General features: G+C 42.1%; 14 protein-coding genes. 2 read left to right on the forward strand and 12 right to left on the reverse strand.

Annotated elements, in window-relative coordinates; all coding sequences use genetic code 11:
• From nrfD to POV26_RS00210, 3 genes are all read right to left on the reverse strand, one after another.
• On the reverse strand, positions 1 to 1,803 hold the full coding sequence (gene nrfD / locus POV26_RS00200) for an NrfD/PsrC family molybdoenzyme membrane anchor subunit (protein ID WP_272854476.1): 1,803 nt from the start codon (positions 1,801 to 1,803) through the stop codon (positions 1 to 3).
• A 37-nt stretch (positions 1,804 to 1,840) separates the two neighbouring features.
• Entirely contained in the window at positions 1,841 to 4,906 is a 3,066-nt protein-coding gene (locus POV26_RS00205) for a TAT-variant-translocated molybdopterin oxidoreductase (RefSeq protein ID WP_272854477.1), read from the reverse strand.
• Between the two features lie 145 nt (positions 4,907 to 5,051).
• Positions 5,052 to 6,350: a c-type cytochrome gene (locus POV26_RS00210; protein WP_272854478.1), complete on the reverse strand. Its 1,299-nt coding sequence runs from the start codon at positions 6,348 to 6,350 to the stop codon at positions 5,052 to 5,054.
• Positions 6,351 to 6,574: 224 nt separating this feature from the next.
• Between POV26_RS00210 and POV26_RS00215 the strand changes: the two genes are divergently transcribed.
• A complete protein-coding gene (locus POV26_RS00215) occupies positions 6,575 to 6,970 on the forward strand; it encodes an SPOR domain-containing protein (RefSeq protein ID WP_272854479.1) in 396 nt (131 codons plus the stop codon).
• Between the two features lie 22 nt (positions 6,971 to 6,992).
• Here the strand turns inward: POV26_RS00215 and POV26_RS00220 are convergent, their stop codons facing one another.
• The 4 genes from POV26_RS00220 to rimP form a co-directional block, all read right to left on the reverse strand.
• On the reverse strand, positions 6,993 to 9,482 hold the full coding sequence (locus POV26_RS00220) for a DUF5916 domain-containing protein (RefSeq protein ID WP_272854480.1): 2,490 nt from the start codon (positions 9,480 to 9,482) through the stop codon (positions 6,993 to 6,995).
• 134 nt (positions 9,483 to 9,616) lie between these two features.
• Positions 9,617 to 12,373, reverse strand: coding sequence for a translation initiation factor IF-2 (gene infB / locus POV26_RS00225; RefSeq protein ID WP_272854481.1), 2,757 nt, complete (start codon positions 12,371 to 12,373; stop codon positions 9,617 to 9,619).
• Positions 12,374 to 12,433: 60 nt separating this feature from the next.
• Entirely contained in the window at positions 12,434 to 13,666 is a 1,233-nt protein-coding gene (gene nusA, locus POV26_RS00230; protein WP_272854482.1) for a transcription termination factor NusA, read from the reverse strand.
• Positions 13,667 to 13,676: 10 nt separating this feature from the next.
• Entirely contained in the window at positions 13,677 to 14,141 is a 465-nt protein-coding gene (gene rimP / locus POV26_RS00235) for a ribosome assembly cofactor RimP (RefSeq protein ID WP_272854483.1), read from the reverse strand.
• A gap of 159 nt (positions 14,142 to 14,300) precedes the next feature.
• On the opposite strand from rimP, the gene POV26_RS00240 reads away from it, so the two are divergent.
• Complete coding sequence (locus POV26_RS00240; protein ID WP_272854484.1) at positions 14,301 to 15,122, forward strand: universal stress protein; 822 nt, start codon at positions 14,301 to 14,303, stop codon at positions 15,120 to 15,122.
• Positions 15,123 to 15,142: 20 nt separating this feature from the next.
• Here the strand turns inward: POV26_RS00240 and flxY are convergent, their stop codons facing one another.
• The 5 genes from flxY to POV26_RS00265 form a co-directional block, all read right to left on the reverse strand.
• On the reverse strand, positions 15,143 to 16,432 hold the full coding sequence (gene flxY / locus POV26_RS00245; protein WP_272854485.1) for a flexirubin biosynthesis putative acyl-CoA ligase FlxY: 1,290 nt from the start codon (positions 16,430 to 16,432) through the stop codon (positions 15,143 to 15,145).
• Positions 16,433 to 16,575: 143 nt separating this feature from the next.
• Positions 16,576 to 18,237 (reverse strand): C45 family autoproteolytic acyltransferase/hydrolase, encoded by a 1,662-nt coding sequence (locus tag POV26_RS00250; RefSeq protein ID WP_272854486.1) that lies wholly within the window; start codon positions 18,235 to 18,237, stop codon positions 16,576 to 16,578.
• Between the two features lie 224 nt (positions 18,238 to 18,461).
• Positions 18,462 to 19,343, reverse strand: a complete 882-nt coding sequence (locus POV26_RS00255; protein WP_272854487.1) for a cupin-like domain-containing protein — start codon at positions 19,341 to 19,343, stop codon at positions 18,462 to 18,464.
• A gap of 12 nt (positions 19,344 to 19,355) precedes the next feature.
• On the reverse strand, positions 19,356 to 20,894 hold the full coding sequence (locus tag POV26_RS00260; RefSeq protein ID WP_272854488.1) for a phytoene desaturase family protein: 1,539 nt from the start codon (positions 20,892 to 20,894) through the stop codon (positions 19,356 to 19,358).
• Positions 20,891 to 24,556, reverse strand: coding sequence for an MMPL family transporter (locus POV26_RS00265; protein ID WP_272854489.1), 3,666 nt, complete (start codon positions 24,554 to 24,556; stop codon positions 20,891 to 20,893). The genes POV26_RS00260 and POV26_RS00265 overlap by 4 nt, the downstream gene beginning before the upstream one ends.
• Between the last annotated feature and the right edge of the window lie 3 nt (positions 24,557 to 24,559).

The following is a 24,559-nucleotide window of genomic DNA, read 5'->3' on the forward strand; positions in this document are numbered from 1 at the left end:
TTAGTTCTTGTTTTTAAGTGTTAATGCCTGTCCTGCCCAATCATCACGTCTGGCCCTTCCAGGGAATTCACTAATTATCTCGTCCAATAAATCGTATTCGCGGTCGGTCATTCTGCTTACCTGTTCAAAGGTAAAGATTCCCAACTGATGGAGTTTTTGTTCCATAACCGGCCCAACTCCATTGATCTTTTTAAGGTCATCCTGTTTTTGAACCGCAGGGTCAAAGGCGCCCACACCGCTAAGCAGGGTATCTATCTTACCTCTATGGAGCTCAAAATCCACTTCATTGTTTTCTGATTCTTCTTGTGTTGAATCGTCAAAAACAGATTTAAAATGTTTTCCTTCCACGTTGGCGGCTGGCCCAGCATCTGCAGGATATTCTTCTATCGTTTGAATGTGGCTGTAATCGTCACCGTGTTCGGCACGTAATCTTTTGAAGGATTCACCGGAAGATTTCAAAATTGTTTTTACCTCTGCCTGTGCAATCACAGGGAAAGTACGGGCATATAGAAGGAAAAGCACAAAGAAGAATCCAATGGTTCCCATAAAGGTTCCAATATCGACAAAAGTAGGCTGGAACATGGTCCAAGAAGATGTCAATCGGTCCTTGCTCAAATCCACAACAATAATGTCGAAACGCTCAAACCACATTCCAATATTGATGACAAGCGCCACAAAGAATGTCCATCTAATGTTTCTTCTTAATTTTTTTACCCATAGTGAAAGTGGCACGATCAAGTTACAGATAATCAATGCCCAGAATGCCCACCAATAGGGACCGGTTGCGGCACCAAAGGAAAGATAGGTATAGTTTTCATAAGGCACGCCGGAATACCAGCCAATAAAATATTCAGTAATATATGCCACGGTAACAATACCGCCGGTCAACAAGATTACCTTGTTCATATATTCTATGTGAAGTACCGTGATGTAGCTTTCTAAGTTTGATACTTTTCGCATTATGATCAGCAGCGTTTGCACCATTGCAAATCCTGAAAAGATTGCACCCGCCACAAAATAGGGAGGGAAAATAGTACTGTGCCATCCAGGAACTACCGAAGTGGCAAAGTCAAAGGATACAATAGTGTGAACCGAAAGTACCAAAGGCGTTGCCAAACCTGCAAGTACAAGCGAAACTTCCTCGAATCGTTGCCAGTCTTTTACGCGGCCGCTCCATCCAAAACTTAGGATGCCGTATATTTTCTTCTGGAAAGGGCTCTTGGTCCTATCTCGGATCATCGCAAAATCCGGCAGCAAACCTGTCCACCAGAAAACCAGTGAAATCGATAGGTATGTTGAAATTGCAAATACGTCCCAAAGCAGTGGCGAATTGAAGTTTACCCAAAGGGACCCGAATTGGTTTGGAATTGGAAGTACCCAATATGCCAACCAAGGACGCCCCATGTGAATAATAGGGAACAGACCGGCCTGCACAACGGCAAAGATGGTCATCGCTTCCGCAGAACGGTTAACGGCCATCCTCCATTTTTGGCGGAAAAGCAACAATACTGCGGAAATAAGTGTCCCGGCGTGACCAATACCAACCCACCAAACAAAGTTTGTGATATCCCAAGCCCAGCCAATGGTTTTATTCAATCCCCATACCCCAATTCCAGTTGAAATGGTGTAGATGATACAACCCAATCCCCATAAAAATGCAACAAGGGCAATGGTAAAAACAATCCACCAAGATTTATTGGCCTTTCCCAGAACGGGCGCCCCAACATCTACACTGATGTCATGATAGGACTTCTCTCCCAGAACCAAAGGCTCTCTTATAGGTGCTTCGTAGTGTGACGACATATTTAATTCTTAAATAATTGGTTCTTGATTACTATTATTATGCTTCCGAGGTATTTTTTACAATCATATGGTAGAAAACGTTCGGTTTAGTTCCCACATTTTCTAAAAGATGATACATACGGTCATCGTTTTTCAACCTTGATACTTCAGAATCTTTATCATTTACATCCCCAAACACCATTGCTCCGGTTTCGCAGGCGCTTGAACAAGCAGTATGGAATTCACCATCTTTTATTGCTCTTCCTTCGCGTTTGGCATCAAGGATCGTTTTTTGAGTCATTTGGATACACATAGAACATTTTTCCATTACCCCACGAGAACGCACCACCACATCTGGGTTAAGCACCATTCTTCCTAGGTCATTGTTCATGTTGTAATCAAATTCATCGTTTTCACTGTATAAAAACCAGTTGAAACGACGCACTTTATAAGGACAGTTGTTTGCGCAGTAACGCGTACCCACACAACGGTTGTAAGCCATATGGTTTTGCCCTTGACGCCCGTGTGAGGTTGCCGCAACCGGACAAACAGTTTCACAAGGCGCATGGTTACAATGCTGGCACATTACCGGCTGAAAAGCAACCTGCGGGTTTTCATAAGCTGGCACTTCTATTACTTTATAACTATCAAATGCAGGAAGATTTTCAAGAGTCTCTATTTCTTCCTTGAAAGTTTCCCCTGCGGAATAATATCTGTCAATTCGCAACCAGTGCATATCGCGGAATTTTCTCACCTCTTCCTTTCCAACAACCGGGACGTTATTCTCGGCGTGGCATGCAATAACACAAGCTCCACAACCCGTACAGGCATTCAAATCTATGGATAGGTTGAAATGGTGCCCAACGGTTTCATCAAAAGGACTCCAAATGTCGGCTCTTTTATCACGTACTGAAATTGCACTGTGGTCATAGTCAGTTACAGGAACTGCGTTGAAATATTCCTTGTCTTTGGTGTTGAAAATTTCAAGCGTAGTATCCTTTATAATATCTTCGCTGCGACCTGCCATGGTGCTCTGTAATTGTACGCAGGCAAATTCGTGTGTCCCACTTGCTTTTTCGATTGAAACTTTCTGAACATTCGAGAAGTTCTGATAAAGTGGATAGGCATTTATACCTGTCTGCATTTCCTCTTGAATAGCAGCTTTCCTTCCATAACCCAAAGCCATACCGACAGAGCCTTTGGCCTGTCCTGGCTGGATAATTACGGGCACTTTTTCAAGCACCACATTGCCCATCGTTATTTTTACATAGCTTCCGTTCAAAGCTCCATTGGAAACGTGATAATTTTCAAGACCTAATGCTTCTGCATCGGCAGCGGAAACGGTAAGGAAATTGTCCCAAGAAGCTCTTGTTATCGGGTCTGGGAATTCTTGCAACCAAGGATTATTGGCTTGTTGGCCATCGCCCAAACCGGTTGAGGTATATAAGGTAAGTTCGTAACCACCTTCTTGTGAAAGTGCGGAAAGCGCTCCGTTGGAAGTACTTTCTTCCATAACACCGGCTCCTTCGTTGGCAGGGTTCACTTCTTCCGTTGTCATTTCGGCACTACTTACTAAAACGCCAGCTTCCAAAGCTTTGTTCCATGAACCTCCTTCCAAAATTGAGGCGGCCCAGTTTTCTTTTATGTAATCGTAATATTTTGGCGCTTTACCAGTCCATTGCATCAAACAGTCTTGAAACTGACGCGTGTTGAACAGCGGACGTATGGTTGGCTGCATAAGGCTATATGTACCTTTTTTGATTTGTGCATCGCCCCAAGATTCTAAATAGTGTGGCGTTGCGGCAACCATTTTGGCCAACGAAGCGGTTTCGTCCAGCTTCATCGCGAAGGCAATACTCATTTCAAGTTTTTGGTATGCTTCGGCAAATTCCGCAGTATTCGGCAAGGAGTAAACAGGGTTCACACCCACGGTAATCATTCCTTTTATACTTCCTGAAATTACGCCGTTAACGACGCCCATCACTTCGCTATTGCTCCCCTGTCTGATAAACAAAGGTTTGTTAACGTCCATCGCTTCACTATTGGCATTGAAATTTAAAGCCATAGTTTGCGATTCAACATCTGGCAAATTAGTTACCAACAATGCTTTGCTTCCGGCTTTTTGAAGTTGTGCCTTTGCTTTGTTTACGGCATCGGCAATATTTTCTGGTAAACCTGATGCGCTACCACCTGCCAATGCCTTAAGAATTTGCACTTGTTGTGAAGGCGTGGCCAAGACACGTTTGTCTGCCTTCCCTCCTGTTAGGGTTAGGTTAGCTTCAAACTGAATGTGTCTTGAAATTTTTCCGTTCTTCGGGATTCGGCCTTGGGCATATCCTTTGCTATAGCTGCCGCCTTGCCAATCTCCCAAGAAATCTGCCCCTACGGATACAATTACGTCTGCATTTGAAAAATCGTAATCTGGCAATGCGCGGGTTCCGTATTTATTCTGAAAAGCGTCCAAAGCTCCTGAACAGGAAACGGTATCGTAAACTACGTGGCGTACGTTTGGATATTTGGCCGTAAATTCAGAAATCAATTTTGACGTTGAGGGACTTGCGAAAGTTTGGGTGAGCAATACCACATCCTTCCCGGCCATTGCATCCAATTTCTGGGCAACGGCAGTATCAAATTCGGCCCAGTTCACTTCGGCCCCGTCCACTCTTGGACCGGTTAATCTATTTTTATCATACAGAGAAAGTACCGAAGCATGCACACGTGCATTAACGCTTCCGCCATTTACTGCTAAATCGTTTCTTTCAATTTTAATGGGGCGGCCTTCACGCGTTTTAACCAAGATATTGGCGAAATCAAAACCATCGGCCATTGTGGAAGCGTAGTAATTTGCAACTCCGGGAACAATTTCATCGGGTTGAACAACGTAGGGAATCGATTTAACAACAGGCCCCTCACAAGCCGCCAAAGTAGCAGCAGCGGTAGTAAAGCCCACATATTTTAAGAAATCACGACGTGTGGTTGAAGAAGTTTCTAACGCTTCTTTATTGCCAAGAAATTCGTCCGTTGGGATTTCGGTTACAAATTCATTGTCTTGCAGCGCCTTAACAATTGCGCTGTCTTCCTTCAGCTCTTCAACACTTTTCCAGTATTTCTTGTTTGATGCCATATTATGATGTACGATTTATGATGTACGATCTACGCTATATGATTTTCAACAATATAGGGTAAACCTTTATTTTAATCAATTTTCAATTATCTATTCAACGTATTTACGATTTAGCAAATCTAAAATCGCAAATCTAAAATCCTTATTAATAGTGACATTTGCCACATTCCAATCCGCCCATTTCGGCGATTGTTAGCTTTTCAACCCCATACTTCTTTGAAAGCTCTTCGTGTATTTTGGCATAATATTCATTATTCTCCAAGTTCACGTTTGTTTCTTTGTGGCAATTGATACACCAGCCCATTGTAAGTGGCGCAAACTGCTCAACAACCTCCATCTCTTGAATTTCCCCGTGGCACGTTTGGCAAGCCACACCTGCTACCGTTACGTGCTGGGAGTGGTTGAAATAAACAAAATCTGGAAGGTTATGGATTCGAACCCATTTAACAGGTTCTGTTTTTCCCGTGTATTGTTGGTTTTCAACGTCCCAACCCACAGCTTTGTATAGTTTGGCAATTTCGCCGTCGTAAAATTCTTTTGAATATTCTTCCGTAGCCGTTTCTGGCGCAACTTCTGAAATATTTTTGTGGCAGTTCATACAAACATTCAAGGAAGGGATTCCGGAATGCTTACTTTTCCTGGCTGAACTGTGGCAGTAATTACAATCTATTTGATTATCGCCGGCGTGTATTTTATGTGAATAGTGGATTGGCTGAACAGGAGCATATCCTTGGTCCACGCCCACTTGCATCATATAGCCATACGCAAAATAACCGGCGGCAAGTATCAAGAAAATGGATACTACCAAAACCAAGAACTGATTTTGCACAAAAGCTTTCCATACCGGAGCGCGCTTTTCTTTTTCCTCATATTCAACCCCTTGGGCCTCCGCAATTCTCTTCAATGTATTTGTAACCAAATAGAGCGTGATTACCAGTAACAAGAAAATAAGCGCCAAAGCACCTAAGACCAAAGTATTTGAAACTTCGCCTCCACCACTTGCTGAAGCCCCGGCGGCCGCATCAGTAGTGGCAGCAGTCGCGGCGGGCGCAGCTTTAGGCTGGCTTGTATATGCAAGAATGTTATCAATATCGGTATCTGACAATGCCGGAAAAGAAGTCATTACCATTTTATTGTTCTCCTCAAAAATCTTTACCGCCTGGGCATCCCCTGAAGAAATAAGCCCTTGACTGTTTTTTATCCATTTGTGCAACCAATCACGGTCAAACTTATCAGCAACCCCTCTAAGTGCGGGCCCCACAGCTTTTGCATCCAGTTTGTGGCAGGCAGCGCAGTTGGCCTTAAACAAAGATTCTCCAGCGGCAACATCGCCTTCTGGGGCTGCGGCATCCTGGGAATATATGGTAGTTGAAAAAGTTAGTGAAAACACTAACAGAAGAAATGGCAATTTTGAGCGTAGATGTATAAAATTCACCTTTTTCATACTAATGGTTAAATTATGGTCGATAGTTTGGAACAGAATTAGTTACGAACAAATGTAATTTCAATGCTCATCCTGCACCACAGATAAAGCAGCAAAAGTACATTATTAAGTCGATTTTGAAAATGCAAATAAAGTGTTAACTATTAATTTATATTTGTTCTAAATAATATTTTCGCACTTCCCGAAGTTATTAAGTTTTACATTTGCAATAAATAAAGATTTATATGAATTCCCATACGTTTCCCAAATATTTTGTTGCCAGCATCTTAATCTTGTTCGTTTCCGCCAAAAGCCTTGCACAAAGCGCGACTTTAACGGTAAATCAAGATCCAAAAATCACTGCATTGCTCGAACTGAAAAAAAACCTTGAAAAAGAGCGTGAATTTTCCGATGGGTACACAATACAGTTATATTATGGCGAATTGGACAAAGCAAACCAAACGCTCCGAAAGTACAAAGGAAGCTACGGCAATTGGCCGGCCTCCATTGAATATGAGACTCCAAATTATAAAGTTTGGGCAGGAAATTTTGCCTCGCGAATTGAAGCCGAGCGCGCATTGATCGAAATCCAAAAAAACTTTTCTTCCGCTTTTATTCTTAAACCGGAGCGCAGAAAATAGGGCTTTAAATACGCAACCATTTTTATTTGAAGAACCCCGATTTGCCCATTTTTTCATTGCGAGGACTAAAACCCACGGTTTGCGTTTTATTTTTTGGCCCAAACCAGGTCTTTACGCGATTGTAATCCAAATAATAGCTTACCCGGAGCGATAAACTATTTAACTGAGGCTCATCAAACAGTTTATTGAAATTGTTTGAAAAATTCACCCGCGCATCCGTAACATAGCTTTCCATGGCATTTCTGTAAAGCAGCGTAAGCTGGCTTCCCGGCGCAAACCACCAGGAAAAACGCAGATCGATATTCCAACTGTTATAGGTTGCATCGCTGTCTTCATTATAAAATGTGTTTTCAAAGAGTTCACCATTGTCCTGCAAAGTGAGGAATTTGCTGTATTCCACTTCGGAATAGTAGTGGCGGAAGGCCAAATTGAGCGCCATTTTATTGTTGAAAATATATTGCGATTCCAGTGAATTGATTACCGTATTCCTATCGCGTTTCCCGAAAATTATAGCGTCGTTTAGCAAATCCACAAAGCCTTCTTCCTTATCTGAAAGAATTACATCTGTGCTCAAAAACAGCTTCCACTTGTCTGAAACACGATATTTCGGACTAAATTGCAGCCTAAGTTCTCCACGGCCCGTTTCGTTATATTTATACCAATCTATAGTGGCATCTGCTGCCAACTTCTTTCTATAGTCGGTTGAAAACCACCCCCAAACATTGTAATAATCGGGAACTTTCACATAACGCCCTTCCACTCGCGGCTCGTAAATATCATTTTTTCCAAAGGGCGTCATTTCGAAGCCGCCCCCAAAGCCCAAAAACTTCTTCGTTGTAAAGCTTGAGTTGAAGTTGAAAATAAAATTGTTGTAAAGATCGGTCTCCAACCTGCGGAAATAATTCAAATTGAAATTCAGATAAAGGTTGTTCAAAAATCCTTTGGGCTGAAGGTACCGGTAACCATAATAACCCGAATAACTAATAAAATTTGTATTGCTGGAATAGCCCAGATCATTTATATCATAATCCTTCGTCCTAAAATTTATTTCGCCCGAAACACGGTGCTTGCCGCTTATTTTCGCCATTCCTGCTGCTCCTTCCATTCCGAATTTTTCGCTATCGTCCTTTACCCAACTTCCTTCGGCATTCGCAAAATAATTAAAGGTATTCTTCTTATTGGTAAGGTCCATATACAATCCCGTGGCGTTTGCATCCCTAAAATCGCCCTCGCGGATAACATTCGTATTTACAAAAGAAACGGAGGAATTATCGCCAAACCGTTGGTCCAAAACCAAAATGTTATAGTTAGCCAAAGGCTCCACCAATTCTTTTCGGGTCTCGTTGGTTTCGGTATTTTTTATATCGGCGTATGTTCTTTCGGTAATTGCGTTAAAAACCCCAATCCCCAGGTTGCCATCGGTTCTTCCTGAAATTTTGAACGCATTTATTAAATCTACGGAAGTAGGATAATTTTCAATCTCTTCATTTTCCGAAAGATTTGGAAATGCGGAGGGATAGCCGCCAACGCGTCGCGAATAAAAGAGATTTCCTTTGGTGAAAAGCTCGGTCCCTTCCGTGAAAAAGGGGCGGTTTTCCTTATATTGCACTTCGAATGCGGAAAGGTTCAAAACCTCGGCATCAAACTTTGACTGGCCAAAATCTGGAATCAAAATCATATCCAGCGTGAAGGCATCGTTTATCCCATATTTAAGGTCCATTCCGCCGTTAAAAATAGTTTCGGTCTTGCCGTCATAATCATTAACATAGGCTGAAACATAGGGCTGAAACGAAAGTCTGGTGGGCGATTGCACGTTTTCAATACCATAGATTTCGCCATCGTAAATTGAATAGGCGCCTTTCGTATTATCTATTGGGCTCCAAGTGTATCGGGTGCGGGTGCGGCGCATTTCGCGTTCCATATTCAAGCCCCACAACTGCACATTTTTATTTGGGAAACGCACTTCGGAATAGGGGATAAATATTTCTGCAACCCAACCGTCGTCATTTATCTGAACAGCGCTGTACCAGATTCCATTCCAGGAACTGTCTTCGTTGTCGTTGGTCATTTTTGCGTCATATTGAACGCCCGCGGCGGTTACGATAAACTGAAGACTCTGCTGCCTATCATTATAGCCGTTCAGAAGAACAAAGAAAAAATCGTCGTTGCCAATGCCGTCGCGCTCGGTAAGTTCTTTTAAAATTTTATCCGGTTCGGGGTCTTTCATCGTTGCGCCGAAATAGATACCCAAATCGTCATACACAATCTTCACATCGGTCTTTAAACTATCGGGAATGGGTTTGCCGTTGTTGGGCTGACGTTCCACAAAATTGGTCGCGATGGGCGCATTTTGCCATGCCGCATCATTTAAAATCCCGTCAATTCTTGGCGCTTCCGCAATGCGCGGAATTGTAATTTTTTTTCTCGGAATGCTATCTGTTTCCTGGGCATTAATAGAAAAAACACAAAACAGCAAGCTAAAAAAGAAAACGGTTTTTAACGAAATGTTCATTTGGAAAGTTTTCTTAATAGACACTTAAAAAAAACCGATGTTACAGTTTTGATAAAAATTTCAGCAAAACCCAAAATAAAAACGACCCGAAAAATTGATTTTCAGGTCGTTTAAAAATTTAGATTATTGTTGGACTATTTCAGCTTTTTCTTCACTGCAACTTCCTGGAACGCTTCAATAATGTCGTTCTCATAGATGTCGTTGTAGTTTTTAATCTGAATACCACAATCGTATCCTTTGGCAACTTCCTTCACATCGTCTTTAAAACGCTTTAAGGAGGCGAGTTCGCCGGTGTAAACCACCACGCCTTCGCGGATAAGGCGGATGCCAGAGTTTCGGAATATTTTTCCGGTCAGTACCATACATCCTGCAATGGTTCCCACTTTCGAAATTTTGAAGGTTTCGCGGATTTCTGCCGTACCGGTAACTTCTTCCTTCATTTCTGGGGAAAGCATTCCTTCCATCGCATCCTTCACGTCGTTTATGGCGTCGTAAATAATGGAATAGGTACGGATGTCTATTTCTTCCTTATCTGCAATCTGGCGCGCGTTGCCCATTGGACGAACGTTGAAACCAATAATGATCGCATCGGAAGCGGAAGCCAACAGTACATCACTTTCGGTAATCGGGCCCACTGCCTTGTGGATAATATTTACTTGTATTTCTTCCGTAGAAAGCTTTTGGAACGAATCCGTCAAAGCTTCCACAGAACCGTCCACGTCACCTTTTAGGATAATGTTCAATTCCTTGAAATCACCAAGGGCGATACGTCTTCCAATTTCATCAAGTGTAATGTGGCGCTGAGTCCTAACAGACTGCTCACGCTGCAGTTGTGTACGTTTTGTGGCAATTGCCTTTGCTTCGCGTTCGTCATCAAACACGTTGAATTTATCCCCTGCTTGCGGCGCACCGTCCAAACCGAGAACAGAAACCGGGGTTGATGGGCCCGCTTCCTTCACATTATTGCCCCGTTCGTCCTGCATGGCTTTTACCTTTCCGCTGTGCTGGCCGGCAAGAACGTAATCGCCCACTTTTAAGGTTCCGCCTTGTACCAAAACCGTTGAAACATACCCGCGACCTTTGTCTAGGAATGCTTCCACCACGGTACCGTTTGCCTGACGGTTTGGATTGGCTTTCAATTCAAGCAATTCGGCTTCAAGCAATACTTTTTCAAGTAGTTCCTTTACGCCTTCACCCGTTTTCGCAGAAATATCCTGCGATTGTATTTTTCCGCCCCAATCTTCAACCAAAAGGTTCATTTGCGCAAGCCCTTCCTTAATTTTCTCGGGATTTGCGCTGGGTTTATCTATTTTATTTATTGCAAAAACTATCGGAACACCCGCCGCCTGGGCATGGCTGATGGCTTCCTTGGTCTGGGGCATAATATCATCGTCCGCCGCAACCACAATGATTGCAAGGTCGGTAACCTGGGCTCCACGGGCACGCATCGCGGTAAACGCTTCGTGACCGGGAGTGTCAAGGAATGCTATTTTCTGGCCGCCATCCAGTTCAACACCGTAGGCGCCAATGTGCTGGGTGATGCCACCAGACTCGCCAGCAATTACGTTTTCTTTACGGATGTAATCCAAAAGCGATGTTTTCCCGTGGTCCACGTGACCCATTACGGTAACGATTGGTGCGCGTGGCTTAAGATCTTCGGGAGCATCAATATCACGATCTATGGATTCTTCAATATCTGCGGTTACAAATTCTACTTCATAACCGAATTCTTCGGCAACGATACTTAAAGTTTCGGCATCGAGACGTTGGTTCATTGTTACCATCATTCCCAAACTCATACAAGCAGAGATAATTTTGGTAACGGGAACGTCCATCATCGTGGCCATTTCGCTTGCGGTAACGAATTCGGTAACTTTTATAAGTTTGTTATCGGCTTCTTGTTGTGCAAGTTCATCCGATTTTTGACGGTGGGTATCGCGCTTTTCACGACGATATTTGGCGCCTTTCCCCTTAGAGGATTTTCCTTGAAGTTTTTCTAAGGTTTCGCGTACTTGCTTTTGCACTTCTTCCTCGCTTGGCTCTTCTTTTGGTGCTGAACTGCGCCCTTTTCTTGAAGCCCCTCGATTATCCTTAAAGTTTCCACCTCCAGAAGTTCCATTTTTTGGAGTTTCTTTACTTATGCGGCGTCTTTTCCCTTTTTTGTCCTTTTTATCGTCTTTGGAATCTTTTTTCTTTTCCGGTTTCTTGAACTGGGTAAGATCTATTTTCTGTCCGGTAAAGTTAGGCCCATCCAGCTTGCGATATTGGGTTGTAACAGTATCGGACTCCTTAGAAGCTTCTTCCTTTGGCTCTTCTTTTGCCGCAGGAGTTTCTTCAGCTTTTTCCTCCTTAGCTTTTTCTTCTTTAACCTTAGGGGCAACAGGCTGCTCTTCCGTTTTCTCTACTTTGGGCTTTTTTGCCTCAATTTCAGGTTTTTCTTCTTTCTTAACCTCTTTAGCTGCTTTGGGCTCAACCGGTTTTTCCTCAGTCTTTGGCTCTTCTTTCACACCTGCCGGACGGGCAGGTTTGGCTTTGCCAGCATCGAGGTCAATTTTACCTACTTGCTTTGGGCCATCAAGTTTAGCCTCAGCTTTGATAACGCGGGAGGCTTCTTCTTTTTTGTGCTTTTCTTCCAGCTCACGTTCGCGCTCCAAACGGAATTCTTCCTTTTCCTTGCGCTTTTCCTCGCCTACTTCCTTGGAAGCTACTTTTTTACTTTTGTCGGTTTCAAACTCTTCAAAAAGAACTTCGTATTCATCACCCGTTATTTTGGTGTTGGGACTTGCGTCCACATCGAACCCTTTGGAACTCAAAAATTCCACGGCACGATCCAACGAGATGTTGAACTCACGTAATACCTGACTTAGTCTTTTCGTTTTTACTTCAGCCATAAATGCTTTTTCCTGTTTTGTCTTTTTAAAAAATTTGTATAAAAGTAATTAAAGTTTCAACTACTCTTCAAATTCTTCTTTTAATATATTAATTACATCGCGGATGGTTTCCTCTTCCAAGTCGGTTCGTTTTACCAGATCGTTAATGTCGTGCTCTAGTATGCTTTTGGCGGTGTCCAGACCAATTTTGTTGAACTCCTGAATGATCCATCCTTCTATTTCATCTGAAAATTCGCTCAATTCCACATCTTCTTCGGCACCTTCGCGAAGCACATCTATTTCATAACCCGTCAACTGTCCGGCAAGACGAATGTTGTGTCCGCCGCGACCTATAGCCTTGCTTACTTCTTCTGGGCGCAGGATTACCTCGGCGCGTTTTTTCTCTTCGTCAATTTTGATGGAAGTTACTTTTGCCGGGCTTAAAGCACGTGTAATATAAAGGTTTAGATTACTTGTGTAATTTATTACATCTATATTTTCATTGCCCAATTCGCGGACAATTCCGTGGATTCGGGATCCTTTCATACCAACGCAAGCGCCCACGGGATCAATTCGGTCGTCATAGGAATCTACGGCAACTTTTGCTTTTTCGCCCGGAATACGCACTACTTTTTTCACAGTGATCAATCCATCAAAAACCTCTGGAATTTCCTGCTCAAACAATTTTTCAAGAAAAACGGGGGCCGCCCTGGACATTATGATTGTGGGTTTGTTCCCTTTAAGATCAACACTTTCTATAATACCACGCACGTTGTCGCCTTTTCTGAAAAAATCGGAAGGGATTTGTTTTTCCTTCGGAAGAATTATCTCGTTGCCGTCATCATCCAAAAGAATTACGGCGCGGTGGCGAATGTGATGCACTTCGGCAGTGTAAATTTCGCCTTCAAGATCCTTAAACTGCTTGTAAATAATGGTATTATCGTGTTCGTGTATTTTTGAAATAAGGTTTTGGCGAAGTGCCAAAATAGAACGGCGGCCAAGGTCAATCAGCTTTACTTCTTCCGAAACGTCCTCGCCAATTTCAAAATCGGGCTCAATTTTTCGGGCAGCGCTCAACGAAATCTCCTCGTTCGGGTCTTCTACTTCTCCATCGGCCACAACAACGCGGTTTCTCCATATTTCAAGATCGCCCTTGTCTGGGTTTACGATAATATCAAAGTTGTCGTCGCTTCCGTATTTTTTCTTCAGTGCGTTCCTGAAAACGTCTTCAAGTATCGCCATTAGCGTTACTCTGTCTATTTGCTTGTCGTCTTTAAATTCCGAAAAAGAATCGATCAGTGCTAAATTTTCCATATCAATCCAATTAAAATGTTATCATCACTTTTGCTTCCATAATATCTTTATAGGGCACGGTTGCCTCTTTTTGAACGGTCACCTTTCCTTTTCCAACGGGTTTGGGCTCGCGCGCAGACCATGTTAAGGTACAGTTTTCTTCGTTTGCGGCGGTTAATTCGCCTTCAATTTTTTCGTTGTTTTTGGTTTTAATCCTTAAATTTCTACCAATATTTTTTTTGTACTGCCGTGGAAATGCCAATGGTTCCGTAGCTCCGGCAGACATAACCTCCAAAGAAAAATCATATTCCTCGCGGTCCAGATTGTGCTCTATGGTGCGGCTTACCGCAATACAATCATCCACCGTAACGCCCTTATCGCCGTCCAGGATGACCCGTATTTGGTTGTCTTCAGAAATATTTAGGTCGATCAAAAACAGTGATTTGTTTTCTTCCAGCGCATTTTCCAGCAGTTGTGCTACTTTTTCACGCATCATTTTAAGCTATAAAAAGAGGGGACTTTAGTCCCCTCAGATAATTTCGTATCAAATTCGGTGCAAATATAGTATATTTTTTAATATTATAAAAACCAAGCCCAAACGATTTATTTTTGTAATTTAAGGGTTTAAAAAGAGAAGAAACCAACCTAATCATTTATGAAACGTATTTTAGTTCCTACAGATTTTTCCGAACAAGCAGAAAACGCGCTTAAAGTTGCTCTCAAACTTGCTGAAAAGCACAACAGTGAAATCTTTGTACTCCACTCTATGGAAATGCCGCTCCATTTGTCAACCTCGGGCGATTCCGGAAATCTTCCTGAGTCGCTTTTTTTTATAAAATTAGCTGAAAAACGCTTTGGGGACCTTCGGAAGAAGAAATATTTGGAAGGCGTTACCCTAAACGAAGCCATAGGCCACAACGAAATTTATGAGGATATTGAAGAGGCCTGCAAAAAAAACAATATCGATTTAATTGTGATGGGATCCACAGGAGCCAGCGGTTTTAAGGAAATGTTTGTGGGCAGCAATACCGAAAAAGTGGTGCGGACTTCCAAAACACCCGTACTCGTTATCAAAAACAATCACGAGGATTTTAACATCAAGGATTTTGTTTTCGCCACCGATTTTTCCGAAGAAGGCCGCGGAGCTTTGGACAAAGCACAAAAATTTGCCAAAAAGGTGGGCGCCAAAATGCACCTACTGTTCGTAAACACTCCCGCAAATTTTAAAACCTCGTTACAGGCCCAGGCCATTATGGAAAATTTTATTAGGGGAATGGGCGTTGAAAACTATACCCTCAACATTTATAACGACACTTCTGTAGAAAAGGGGATCCTCAATTTTACGCAACACATAAACGCAAAACTAATCGGGATGGGCACGCACGGGCGGAAAGGAATCTCCCATTTTTTTAATGGCAGCATCAGTGAAGACATGGTAAACCACGCCAATATGCCGGTGATTACTTTTAAAATTTAAATATTGAAAAATATTTTTAGCTAAAGCCTGCGATCAATCAAATCGACAGGTTTTCTGCTTAATGGTGGAAAGCGAAGGGTCTCAATCTCCTCGGAAGTAGCAAATTCAACCTTTGGCGCCACGCGAAGTTTTGCACGGAAATGGTCCTTTATTTCCAATAATAATTCCTCAGAAATTTTTTCCGAAGCTATTTTAATCAAAATTTCATCGGTGCCCAGTTCGTTGTGGAAAATTTCAATCACATAGCTTTCTATTCCCGAAAAATCGTTTAGAATATTATACATCGCGGGCGGATACAAGGTTGTACCTTTATATTTTATCATCTGCTTTTTGCGGCCAACAACCGGCCCCAACCGCAGCGTTTTTCTGCCACATTCGCACGGTTCATTATAGCTTTGGACCATATCGCCCGTTTTAAAACGCAGCAACGGCATAGCCTGAACGCCCAAAGTAGTGATGGTCAACTCGCCCACTTCCCCTTCGGAAACTGGCAAATTATTGTCATCAAGAATTTCTGCAATAATAAGTTCGGGATGGTGATGGCCACCGTTGTGAATTTCGCATTCATTAAAAGCCGTGCTCATTTCAGTGGAAGCGTAGGTTGAAAAGAGCTCGATATCCCAATCCCTTTTAATTTTTTTTGCCAAAATGTTCAGTGAAAAATCCTGTTCGCGAATGGGTTCGCCTATGCAGATTGCGGCCTTAACACCAGTATTTTGCAAATCGATTTCCCGCTGCTGTGCATATTCAATCAATTTTAAGAGAAAGGAAGGAACGGTAATTAAATAGGTGGGTTTAAATTTCAAAATGGAATCCCACTGCAATTCCGGAATGCCCGAACCCACGCGGATAATACCCGAACCGAGCTTTCGCGCTCCTAAAAAATACGCCAATCCGGCCATAAAACGGCGGTCCATCGTGGTCATTAATTGTAGCGTATCTTCCTTTCCAACCCCGCAACAGGCAAAGGAAATTGCTTCGTTGTAAGCCAAACGTTCCAAATCTGCATCGGTCAAAGCAAAGGTTACGGGATCGCCCAATGTGCCCGAAGTAGTTACGTAGTCTATAATTTCAGTTTTTGGAACGCAAATGAAATCATCGTTGAATCTTTGAAGATGGTCTTTTGTTGTAACCGGAATCTTTTGAATATCTTCCAACGTTTTTATTTCAGAAATTTGAATGCTATTCTCTTTGAAAAAGCGTTTATAAAATGGCGAATTTTCATTCAAATAGCGAAGCGTTTCCTTCAGTTTTTCTTCCTGAAAGGCTTTTATTTCTGCAATTGACGATTTTTCTATTTTTGGAATCATATTTTTTATGGAATCAGGACTTAAGGGAAACAGGATTCAAGACAATAAGATAATTAATTGACAAGACTTCAATTCATCAAAATCTGTCCTGCCTCCTGTTTCTTGATTCTCGCTTCTTTATTCTTTTCTCTTTCATCTTTTTTCTATTTGTTCAATTTTTGAAGAAATTTTTCAATCTTCTCTCTATCCGGAACCGTTGTAATTTCTTTCGTCAAAGCCTTTTTAAAAGCGATTTTCGCGGCGGCATCATAATTTTTTTCAAAGTAATACTTTCCCGTTAAATAATAAGCTTTCCAATATTCGGGATTTTTTTGCTGCAATGCCGCAAGTTTTTCTGCTGAAATAGTTTCCTTATTTTCAATTGCCGCTTCCACTTCCCGCTCCAAAATTCGGTATTCTTCGTAATCTTTATATTCTTTTGAATGCACAAAAGGATCTTCGGAAATGTTTCCTTTTGAATTTGAAATGGTTTTGGTTGCCGGATTTCCCTCTCTATTTGCAAAAACTTCATCCAAATCATATTCCACAAATTCCCCCAGCTGATACGGATTGGAAGAAACCCAAACCTTTCGGCTTTCGGGTTTGAAAACTATGCCGTGGTGCGCCAAAAGTTGGTTTAAAGCTTTTTCATTGCCGAAACCAATTTCTTTGTCGTCCAATCCATTTTTATTTCGAAGAATGGCAACGGCATCTGCCACATTCAGTTTCTCGTCTTCTGAAATCAATTCTTGCATCCTTTCAAAACGGTACATCGAGTGGCTTTCTTCAATCCATTTCAAATTTCGTTCGTCGTTTTTATAGACCGCACTTTGAAAGTGGTTGCTGCAAATAAGTTCATCGGTGTTTTCAACTTCATAAACGCCAAAATTATCCGGTGCCACTTCAATAATCGCCGCCTTCTTATCTTTTGCGCTGCCCACAAAAATAGCTTCGGAAACAAAAACTTCGCGCTTTTTTGCAATGGCAATTGCTTCATCAATGTTTGAGGCATATTGCAAAATCTCGCGTGTAACTATTGAAATGGGCGTTTTAGCAACCAGCGGAATTTCAGATTTTCCGGCGTTTATCGTTACCGTCAATCCTTGGTCGTTCATCCCGGAAATCACGCCCATCATTCCACCCCAAGTTACCGACATAAATTTGTGGCCTTCGGAAGGGTTTACGAAGGCAATTATTTTTTCCTTCGCAAAATCATCGCCTGCGTAAAAATCGAAATTTCTGCCAATCAGCAATTCGCCGTCCACGGTTTTATCGCCCCAAACGGCAAAAGACGAACAGCCCACGAGCATCAAATCCTGCAGGGCGTGGCCAATATCGTGGGCGCCGTGCAGATAGAGCAACCGCAAATAGGGCTCGCCAATCTCACTGAAATTGGAAGAGGAAAACTGCGAAAGCCCATATATTTCGGCTTTGTATTCTTCGGGAATGTGCAGATACATTTTGCGGTTATACCACGCCAAAAATTTCCGCAACAAATATTGTTGTATTTTTGAAGGCACCAAATCTTCCACTTTATTGAAGAAAATGGCTTCCTGTTTCTGCATCAATTCCTGCGTGAGGCTGCCAGTAATTTTGCCAATTTGCAACGGGTTGCCTTCCACGTAAAGTTCCCATTGGCCTTGTTTATTTTTTAAAAGAAAATTGTCTCCCGCAACAAAAGTGGAATCGTTTATTTTTATCTTTTCGGGGATTGTTGCATCGTAACCACTTACATCCGGCCGATTGTGGATGGATTTTGAAACCCCGCATGAATTCAGAAAAAACAATAGTAGCGCACACGCGAATATTTTTTCCAAATGTTTCATTTTTGTATATCAGTTTTTTGCAATACTTGTAAAAAATCTGCGGTTATCAGCGCAATCAGCGGGAAATGAAAAGTAATTCATTAGAGAATTGTCCCGCTCCCGATAGCTATCGGGATTGCTGATTTACGCAGAATAAAACCAAATATTTGTTTTTCGTAAGGAAATAAAAAGGTCACAATAAGGCAAAATTTTATGTAGGTATTTTACAGACATTAATTTTCATTTTAACTTTTTTTCAACTTCGATATTCGGGTATTGGTTTTCGTAAAAGTGCGGCCCTCTTTATAATCAATCCATTTCTGTCCGAAGGATTTGCGCATCACATTTTCAAAATGGCGCATAAAGAACACGTTGTAAAGCATATTTCCAAAACGTCCCAAATGCCGTGGAAACGCCCGGAGCGTCATCGAAAAACCTCCGTCCAAATATTTTATGTAGTGCCAATACCCGCTGGGCATATAAAGCGCATCGCCGTGTTTCATGGTTGCGTGAAGGCCTTCCAGATATTGCAGGGCGGGATATTTTTCAAAATCGGGATTGTCCAAATCGATACTTTCCAAATTGTGCACGGCAAACGGAATTTTATACAGATATTTTGTCTGTTTGGGTGAAAACAGCGTCACGCTTTTCGTACCCTGAAAGTGAAAATGCACCAAATCTGCCAAATCCATATCATAATGTGGCAGTACTTTGGAACCCTCGCCGCCGAAGAAAAGCACCGGAAGCCTCTTGAAGAATTTTAGGCCAACATCGGGATATTCAAAGTCTTTCAGCAGTTCGGGAAGCTTCACTTTTAAATCGTAAAAGAAAATGCGCAGGTCGGTGGGTTTGGTTTTTATCAACTCGATGTAATCCGCCATTTTCATTTCCGTGGCCGGTTCTGCGGAATTTTGTTTGCCTTTGGTGGGCTCGTTGTTGTAAAGCGGCACGATTTGGTCGCCGGCGTGTTGCTGGATGTAGTCCAAATTCCATTTTTGGAAAGCCGCCCAGTTTTCCGTCAACCCCTCAATCAAAACAGGTTTTTGGGGTTTATAGTAATTCTTGATGAAATCCTCTTTTGAAATATTCCGGACCCGTTCAATCGGCGTTGTTTTGATATGTCCCATCTTCAAAAAATATTAGGTAATTTCTTCTTCCTTTGTGGCTTTTAGGATTTTGTTCAGCAAATATTCGCCGCCCAAAATTTCCGAACACGTCACCACGCCACTGATGGTAACGCCCAAAATACCGTGCATATTTAAACTCTGCCCCGTAAAATATAGGTTTTTGATTTTGGTGCGGGGCGAAATAAAGGATTTTAAGGGATTGTTGGCATCCTTCACATAGCCATACATCGAACCTCTGTTGCAGCCAATATAATCGCGGTATGACAAAGGGGTGGACGAATAAACCGCTTCAATACAATCGCGGAGATTGGGGAATTTTTTCTCCAACTCCTTAATGATGATTTCAGACTTGTAGGCCTTGAATTCCTCATAGGTCTGGCCACGGTCATTCTTTTGCGCAGCCGTGTTGAAGGTGTCAATCCACGGTTCCATTTCCTCAAAACGCATATAGGTCATTACCGTTATATTATCGCCATATTCGGCCATATCTTTTTTGATTCCCATGGAAATCATATAGGCTTCGGGCCAACTTTCCTCAGTATAATTGTGAACGTCCCAAATGGATTTATAATCCTTAAAATGGTAGTAGTTATGGTTCAAATATTTAAAACAATTCGGTTTCAGTACCAAATAAAGGCTGAAAGCGGCAATGGTACTCTCAATATTCTCAATGCGGCTCGTGTATGATTTTCTGAAATTTTCCTGCCCAATCATTTCCAGCGTCATCTTCGGATCGACGTTCGAGATAAAAATATCGCCGTAAATGGTTTTTCCATTTGCAGTCTGCACAGCCGTAACCACGCCATCCTCCGTTTCAAACTTTGTTACCTCGTGGCGTTTAAAGGCCTTCCCGCCATTTTCCCGAAAACGTGCCAGCAAGGCTTTCGTTATTTGGCTGCCGCCATTAATGCAGCGGTACGAGCTTTCAATATACGAGTTCACCGAAAGTGCATGCATATAAAAAGGTGTTCGCTCTCCCTCGCCCGCATACAGCAGATTGCTGCCGCCCAAAACGGCGCGGAGCTTCTCATTTTCGGTTATGGAATCTATAAACTCCTTTGCCTTTACCTCAAAGAGGGAAGTATTTTCATAATAAGGTTTTCCAAGTTTTAGGCCGTAAAGCGGAAAAAAGCTGCACGTTTCCTGCATTTTTTGGCAATAGGCGTCGATTGCCTTTTCCTCTTCGGGAAAATCCTTTAGCAAGGTTTTTTTGAAATTCTCATACCCCTGGGCGTGGCAATATTCCTTTGGGTCGTTGTCAAAAGTGATTCTGTCAAAGCCGTCCTCGTCCATTTTTTTGAGGGTGATATCGTCCAAAATATCCAAATACTTGAAATATCTGTACAGATTTTGTCCTTCGGAAAGGCCGCCAATGTAATGCACGCCGGTGTCGAAAATGGTTTTGTCGCGCACAAAGGTTTGGAGGTTGCCGCCGAACTGTTGGTTTTTTTCGAGCACGCAAACGCTGTAGCCTTCCCTCGCGAGAATAATCGCCGAAACCAGACCGCCCAGGCCACTACCGATGATAACTACATCATATTTTTCCGTCATTTCGCTGTGTTTCCCGATGGTTTAAAGATACTAATATTCGCAGTTCCGTACACGTTTTGGTAGCCTAAGGTACTAATATTTTCGGTTTGTGAAGAAACACATTTTTTTAATAAAATGATGGTTTTAATTGAAAGATTTGGCATTTGTGAAATGACCTCCTGAGCCATTTCTTCTGAAGAAATAATCACGGTTTCCACAGTTGAAGGTAACGTTTCCGAAACAGCATCGGTAAAATGAAGCTTTCCATATTTTTGGGTAATGTAGCTATTTTGAAGTATGGTTCGCGTTTCGTCATCTTCAATTAAGCTGAAAATTTTTCGGTCCGGCCCATCGAGCGCCAACAGAAAATCGAGCTGCCCGGAATCTTCCGAAATGTGGGCAATGGTTCCGCTTTTATCCAAACGACGCATCACTTCAAAATAGATTTCGGCGTTTTCCTTTAAATCGTTTTTTACATTTCTATAAAGTGAATCGCCTTTATAGCGGTATTCCTCCAAAACGATGCCGTGGAAATAGCTCGGGCCTTCCATCTTTTCACGAAGTTTTAAAAATTCACTTTTAAAATACGCGCCTATTTTTTTTGCTTGCTGCGTATGGTTTTCGCCAAAGGAATTGTCTTCGGCCTTAATCCTCGGTAAAATTTCAACCGTAATGCTTCCATCCTTTATAATAAAACTTCCTTTTGGGTTTACCTCGCTGTTGCCGTGAATCAAAACGGGGAGAATATCTAAATTGAACTCGTTCGCCAAATAAAAGGCACCTTTGTGAAAACGCTTTATTTTGTTGCTCAAACTGCGGGTTCCCTCGGGAAAAGCCATCAGCGAGTAGCCTTGTTTTATTTTTTTCTGAAGTGGCTCCAAACTGTTTTCGATGCCGCTGGAAACCGGATAGAAATCGGCACGTTGCACGGCCTTCCCAAAAACTGGGGAATTGTAAACCCAATCGTTCACCAAAAAACAGATTTTTGGATGCAACATTCCTACCGCCAAAATATCGAGGAACGATGTGTGGTTTGCAATAATTACGGCAGGTTTCGAGAAATCTTCACCACTTTCGTTGATTATTTTTTTCTTCACAAACGGATTGGTATAAAGCACCGACTTGAAAAATTTTGCAATCACTTTGTGAAACCAGCCCATTTTAATTTTTTTGCTGATTGGCAAAAGCGGCATTAATGTAACGCTATAAAGTGAAAGACAAATTCCGCCCAGCCCGAAATATCCAAAGGAAAAGAGGGAATGCACGAACATTCGCGGCGTGATTGGACGTTTTTTGGAGCTGCCGATAAAAAGTTTAAAAAGCAAAGGCTGCACCGTAAACGCGGTAACCATTGCTGAAAAAATTCCAATGATTGAAACGATGGAGATGGAATAAAGCGCAGGATGTTTCGCAAAAACCAAAACGCCCACGCCCAAAATAGTAGTCAAAACCGAAAGCATAATGGAGGTTTTGTGCGTGGCCATTACCTTTTCACCGGTTCGCAATTCCTTTAGCAAACCTTTGGTCATAAAAATGCTGTAATCAATACCCAAACCAAAGATAAAGGTGGAAATAATGATATTGAAAATGTTGAATTGAATATGGAAAAGCCCCATAATCCCGAGGGTTAAAAACCACGTGAGAAAAATAGGAACGGCGGTAACCAGCGTGAGTGAAAAACTTCGGAAAAAGAGAAAAAGTATAAAAAGTACGGCGAGCAGACAATAGCCAATCAGGCTGTTGAAATCGTTTTTCAAATTCCCCAAAAAGGTCTCGTTCATTTCCTGCCGGTCAATGACGATGGTATTCGGAATTTTCTTAAAAGCGCTTTTTATTTCGGAAGCGTTCTCATTTTCAAGCTTTATCAGGGTGGAAATCGTCGTGAAATCTGCTTCGGTCGTGATGTAATCTTCCAAAAGCACGGAAGGGATTTGCTGATAATCTTCGGGTTTCAACGTTTCAAAATCTTCATCCAAAAATGTGTAAAACCTATTAAAAGTCGTGGGTTTGAAACCTCGTGCTTCCCCGCTTTCAATCAAATTGGTTTCCAAACTATCTTTCCGACCTTCACTCCAAAATTGCTGCCATCGCGCTATTTTCTTCCGTTGGTCGCGTTGTGAATGCACCAAAGCGCCAATGGAACTGAAACTGCTAATTTTGCCCTCTTCTTTCAGCAATTCCAAGGTTTCGTGGATGGAATCGTTCAACTGCAGCGTGCCTTCAACCGATTTTCCGTAGGTGGCGAGATAGACCGATTTGGAGGAAATATCGGTCAGTTCGTCCAAATGTCGCATCGCGGCCTTTATTTCCGCAGGTTCGTAATTCAGTTTGGAAATATCTTTGTTGAATTCTACTTTGTGATACGTAAAAATGCTAACAATCAACACCAAACCCAAACCAATCAGCAACCATTTGTTTTTATGAAAAGGATAATCTGCAACTTTGTCCAAAACGTTGATTTGCTGCTTTCGCGAAAGCGGATTTTTATAGACCAACGGGATGAAGAAAAGTGCAAAAACCGAAGCTCCCAAAACGCTCACTGCAGCAAAAATTCCCAAATCCTGTAAGGCCTGTGAATCTAAAAAAAGCAAGCACAGAAACGCCAAAGCAGTAGTCAAACTGCTCATCAAAATAGGCTCGGTTACGTCTTTATAAAGACTTTCCGTTGTTTCGTTGTTTCGGATATGCGTTAAAATATGCAGCGAATAATCCAGCGTTACGCCCAGCAAAACCGAACCAATTCCGAGGGAAATAGCTGAAATTTCCCCGCGAATCATATACAATAATGCCACTGCCATCAATCCTCCGAAAATGGTTGGCACAAAAAGAATGATGGGCACGTAAAGTTTTCGATAGAAAAAGATGAAAATCAAGATAAGCAGCGTCATCGCAATTCCGACGGTAAACTGGATGTCGCTTTTAATCTGTTTCGCATTTGCAACAGCGATAAGTGCAGCCCCGAAATATTCACCCTTTACTTTTCCTATAAATTTTTTATCGAGTGTATTTTGAAGCGCATAAAGCTGCTCCGCAAACCTGCTATTTTCCGCAGTCTCACTGCTGCCGAATTTTGGAGTGATAAAGAGCAGGATGTTTTTTTCGTCCTTGCTCACCAAAAATCCATCCTTCAAAACAAAGTCGTCGGTAACGCCGAGTTGGCGCAATTTCTTCAAAGCGATAAACGAAAGTCCGAGCGGGTCTTTTAAAATAATGTCTTTTGAAACAATGCCCGACGGGGAAATGAGCGTGCGGTAATTGGCTTCGGTTCTGGCGGCAATACTGTCTTTTTGAAGTTTTTCGGCAATGGTTTTGTAATCTTCCCTATCCAAAAACAACGGCAGGTTTTCATATACAAAATCCATCGTTCGCTGCAAATCGTCCTCATTTACCTTTCCGCGGATGTTTTTAATGTATTCTTTGGAATTGGCTTGCAGACTGTCAATAAATTCCGAAGCATATTCCGTTAAATTCTCAATTTCAGAAGAATCGCTGCGTTGGATGTTTACGATAATCTTGTCGGTGAAGTTGACGGTCTTTAGAACCTTTTGAAGCTCTTGGGCATCTTCGTTGATTGGAATCAATTTTGAAATATCTTCCTCAAAACGGATTTTGGAAACCAAAAACACCAAACCAAAAAGCACTAAAAGCAGCAGCAAGGCACTGCCAATTCGGTTCTTTTGCAAAAA

Origin of the sequence: Aequorivita todarodis (assembly GCF_028561335.1) — a bacterium.
GTDB lineage: Bacteria > Bacteroidota > Bacteroidia > Flavobacteriales > Flavobacteriaceae > Aequorivita > Aequorivita todarodis.

What these genes read in the sequence shown, in the direction of transcription:
- POV26_RS00205 (WP_272854477.1), bottom strand. Translation starts at nt 4,906, where the DNA reads ATGGCATCAAACAAGAAATACTGGAAAAGTGTTGAAGAGCTGAAGGAA.
- nrfD (WP_272854476.1), bottom strand. Translation starts at nt 1,803, where the DNA reads ATGTCGTCACACTACGAAGCACCTATAAGAGAGCCTTTGGTTCTGGGA.
- nusA (WP_272854482.1), bottom strand. Translation starts at nt 13,666, where the DNA reads ATGGAAAATTTAGCACTGATCGATTCTTTTTCGGAATTTAAAGACGAC.
- POV26_RS00255 (WP_272854487.1), bottom strand. Translation starts at nt 19,343, where the DNA reads ATGGGACATATCAAAACAACGCCGATTGAACGGGTCCGGAATATTTCA.
- POV26_RS00220 (WP_272854480.1), bottom strand. Translation starts at nt 9,482, where the DNA reads ATGAACATTTCGTTAAAAACCGTTTTCTTTTTTAGCTTGCTGTTTTGT.
- POV26_RS00210 (WP_272854478.1), bottom strand. Translation starts at nt 6,350, where the DNA reads ATGAAAAAGGTGAATTTTATACATCTACGCTCAAAATTGCCATTTCTT.
- POV26_RS00260 (WP_272854488.1), bottom strand. Translation starts at nt 20,894, where the DNA reads ATGACGGAAAAATATGATGTAGTTATCATCGGTAGTGGCCTGGGCGGT.
- flxY (WP_272854485.1), bottom strand. Translation starts at nt 16,432, where the DNA reads ATGATTCCAAAAATAGAAAAATCGTCAATTGCAGAAATAAAAGCCTTT.
- POV26_RS00215 (WP_272854479.1), top strand. Translation starts at nt 6,575, where the DNA reads ATGAATTCCCATACGTTTCCCAAATATTTTGTTGCCAGCATCTTAATC.
- POV26_RS00240 (WP_272854484.1), top strand. Translation starts at nt 14,301, where the DNA reads ATGAAACGTATTTTAGTTCCTACAGATTTTTCCGAACAAGCAGAAAAC.
- POV26_RS00250 (WP_272854486.1), bottom strand. Translation starts at nt 18,237, where the DNA reads ATGAAACATTTGGAAAAAATATTCGCGTGTGCGCTACTATTGTTTTTT.
- infB (WP_272854481.1), bottom strand. Translation starts at nt 12,373, where the DNA reads ATGGCTGAAGTAAAAACGAAAAGACTAAGTCAGGTATTACGTGAGTTC.
- rimP (WP_272854483.1), bottom strand. Translation starts at nt 14,141, where the DNA reads ATGATGCGTGAAAAAGTAGCACAACTGCTGGAAAATGCGCTGGAAGAA.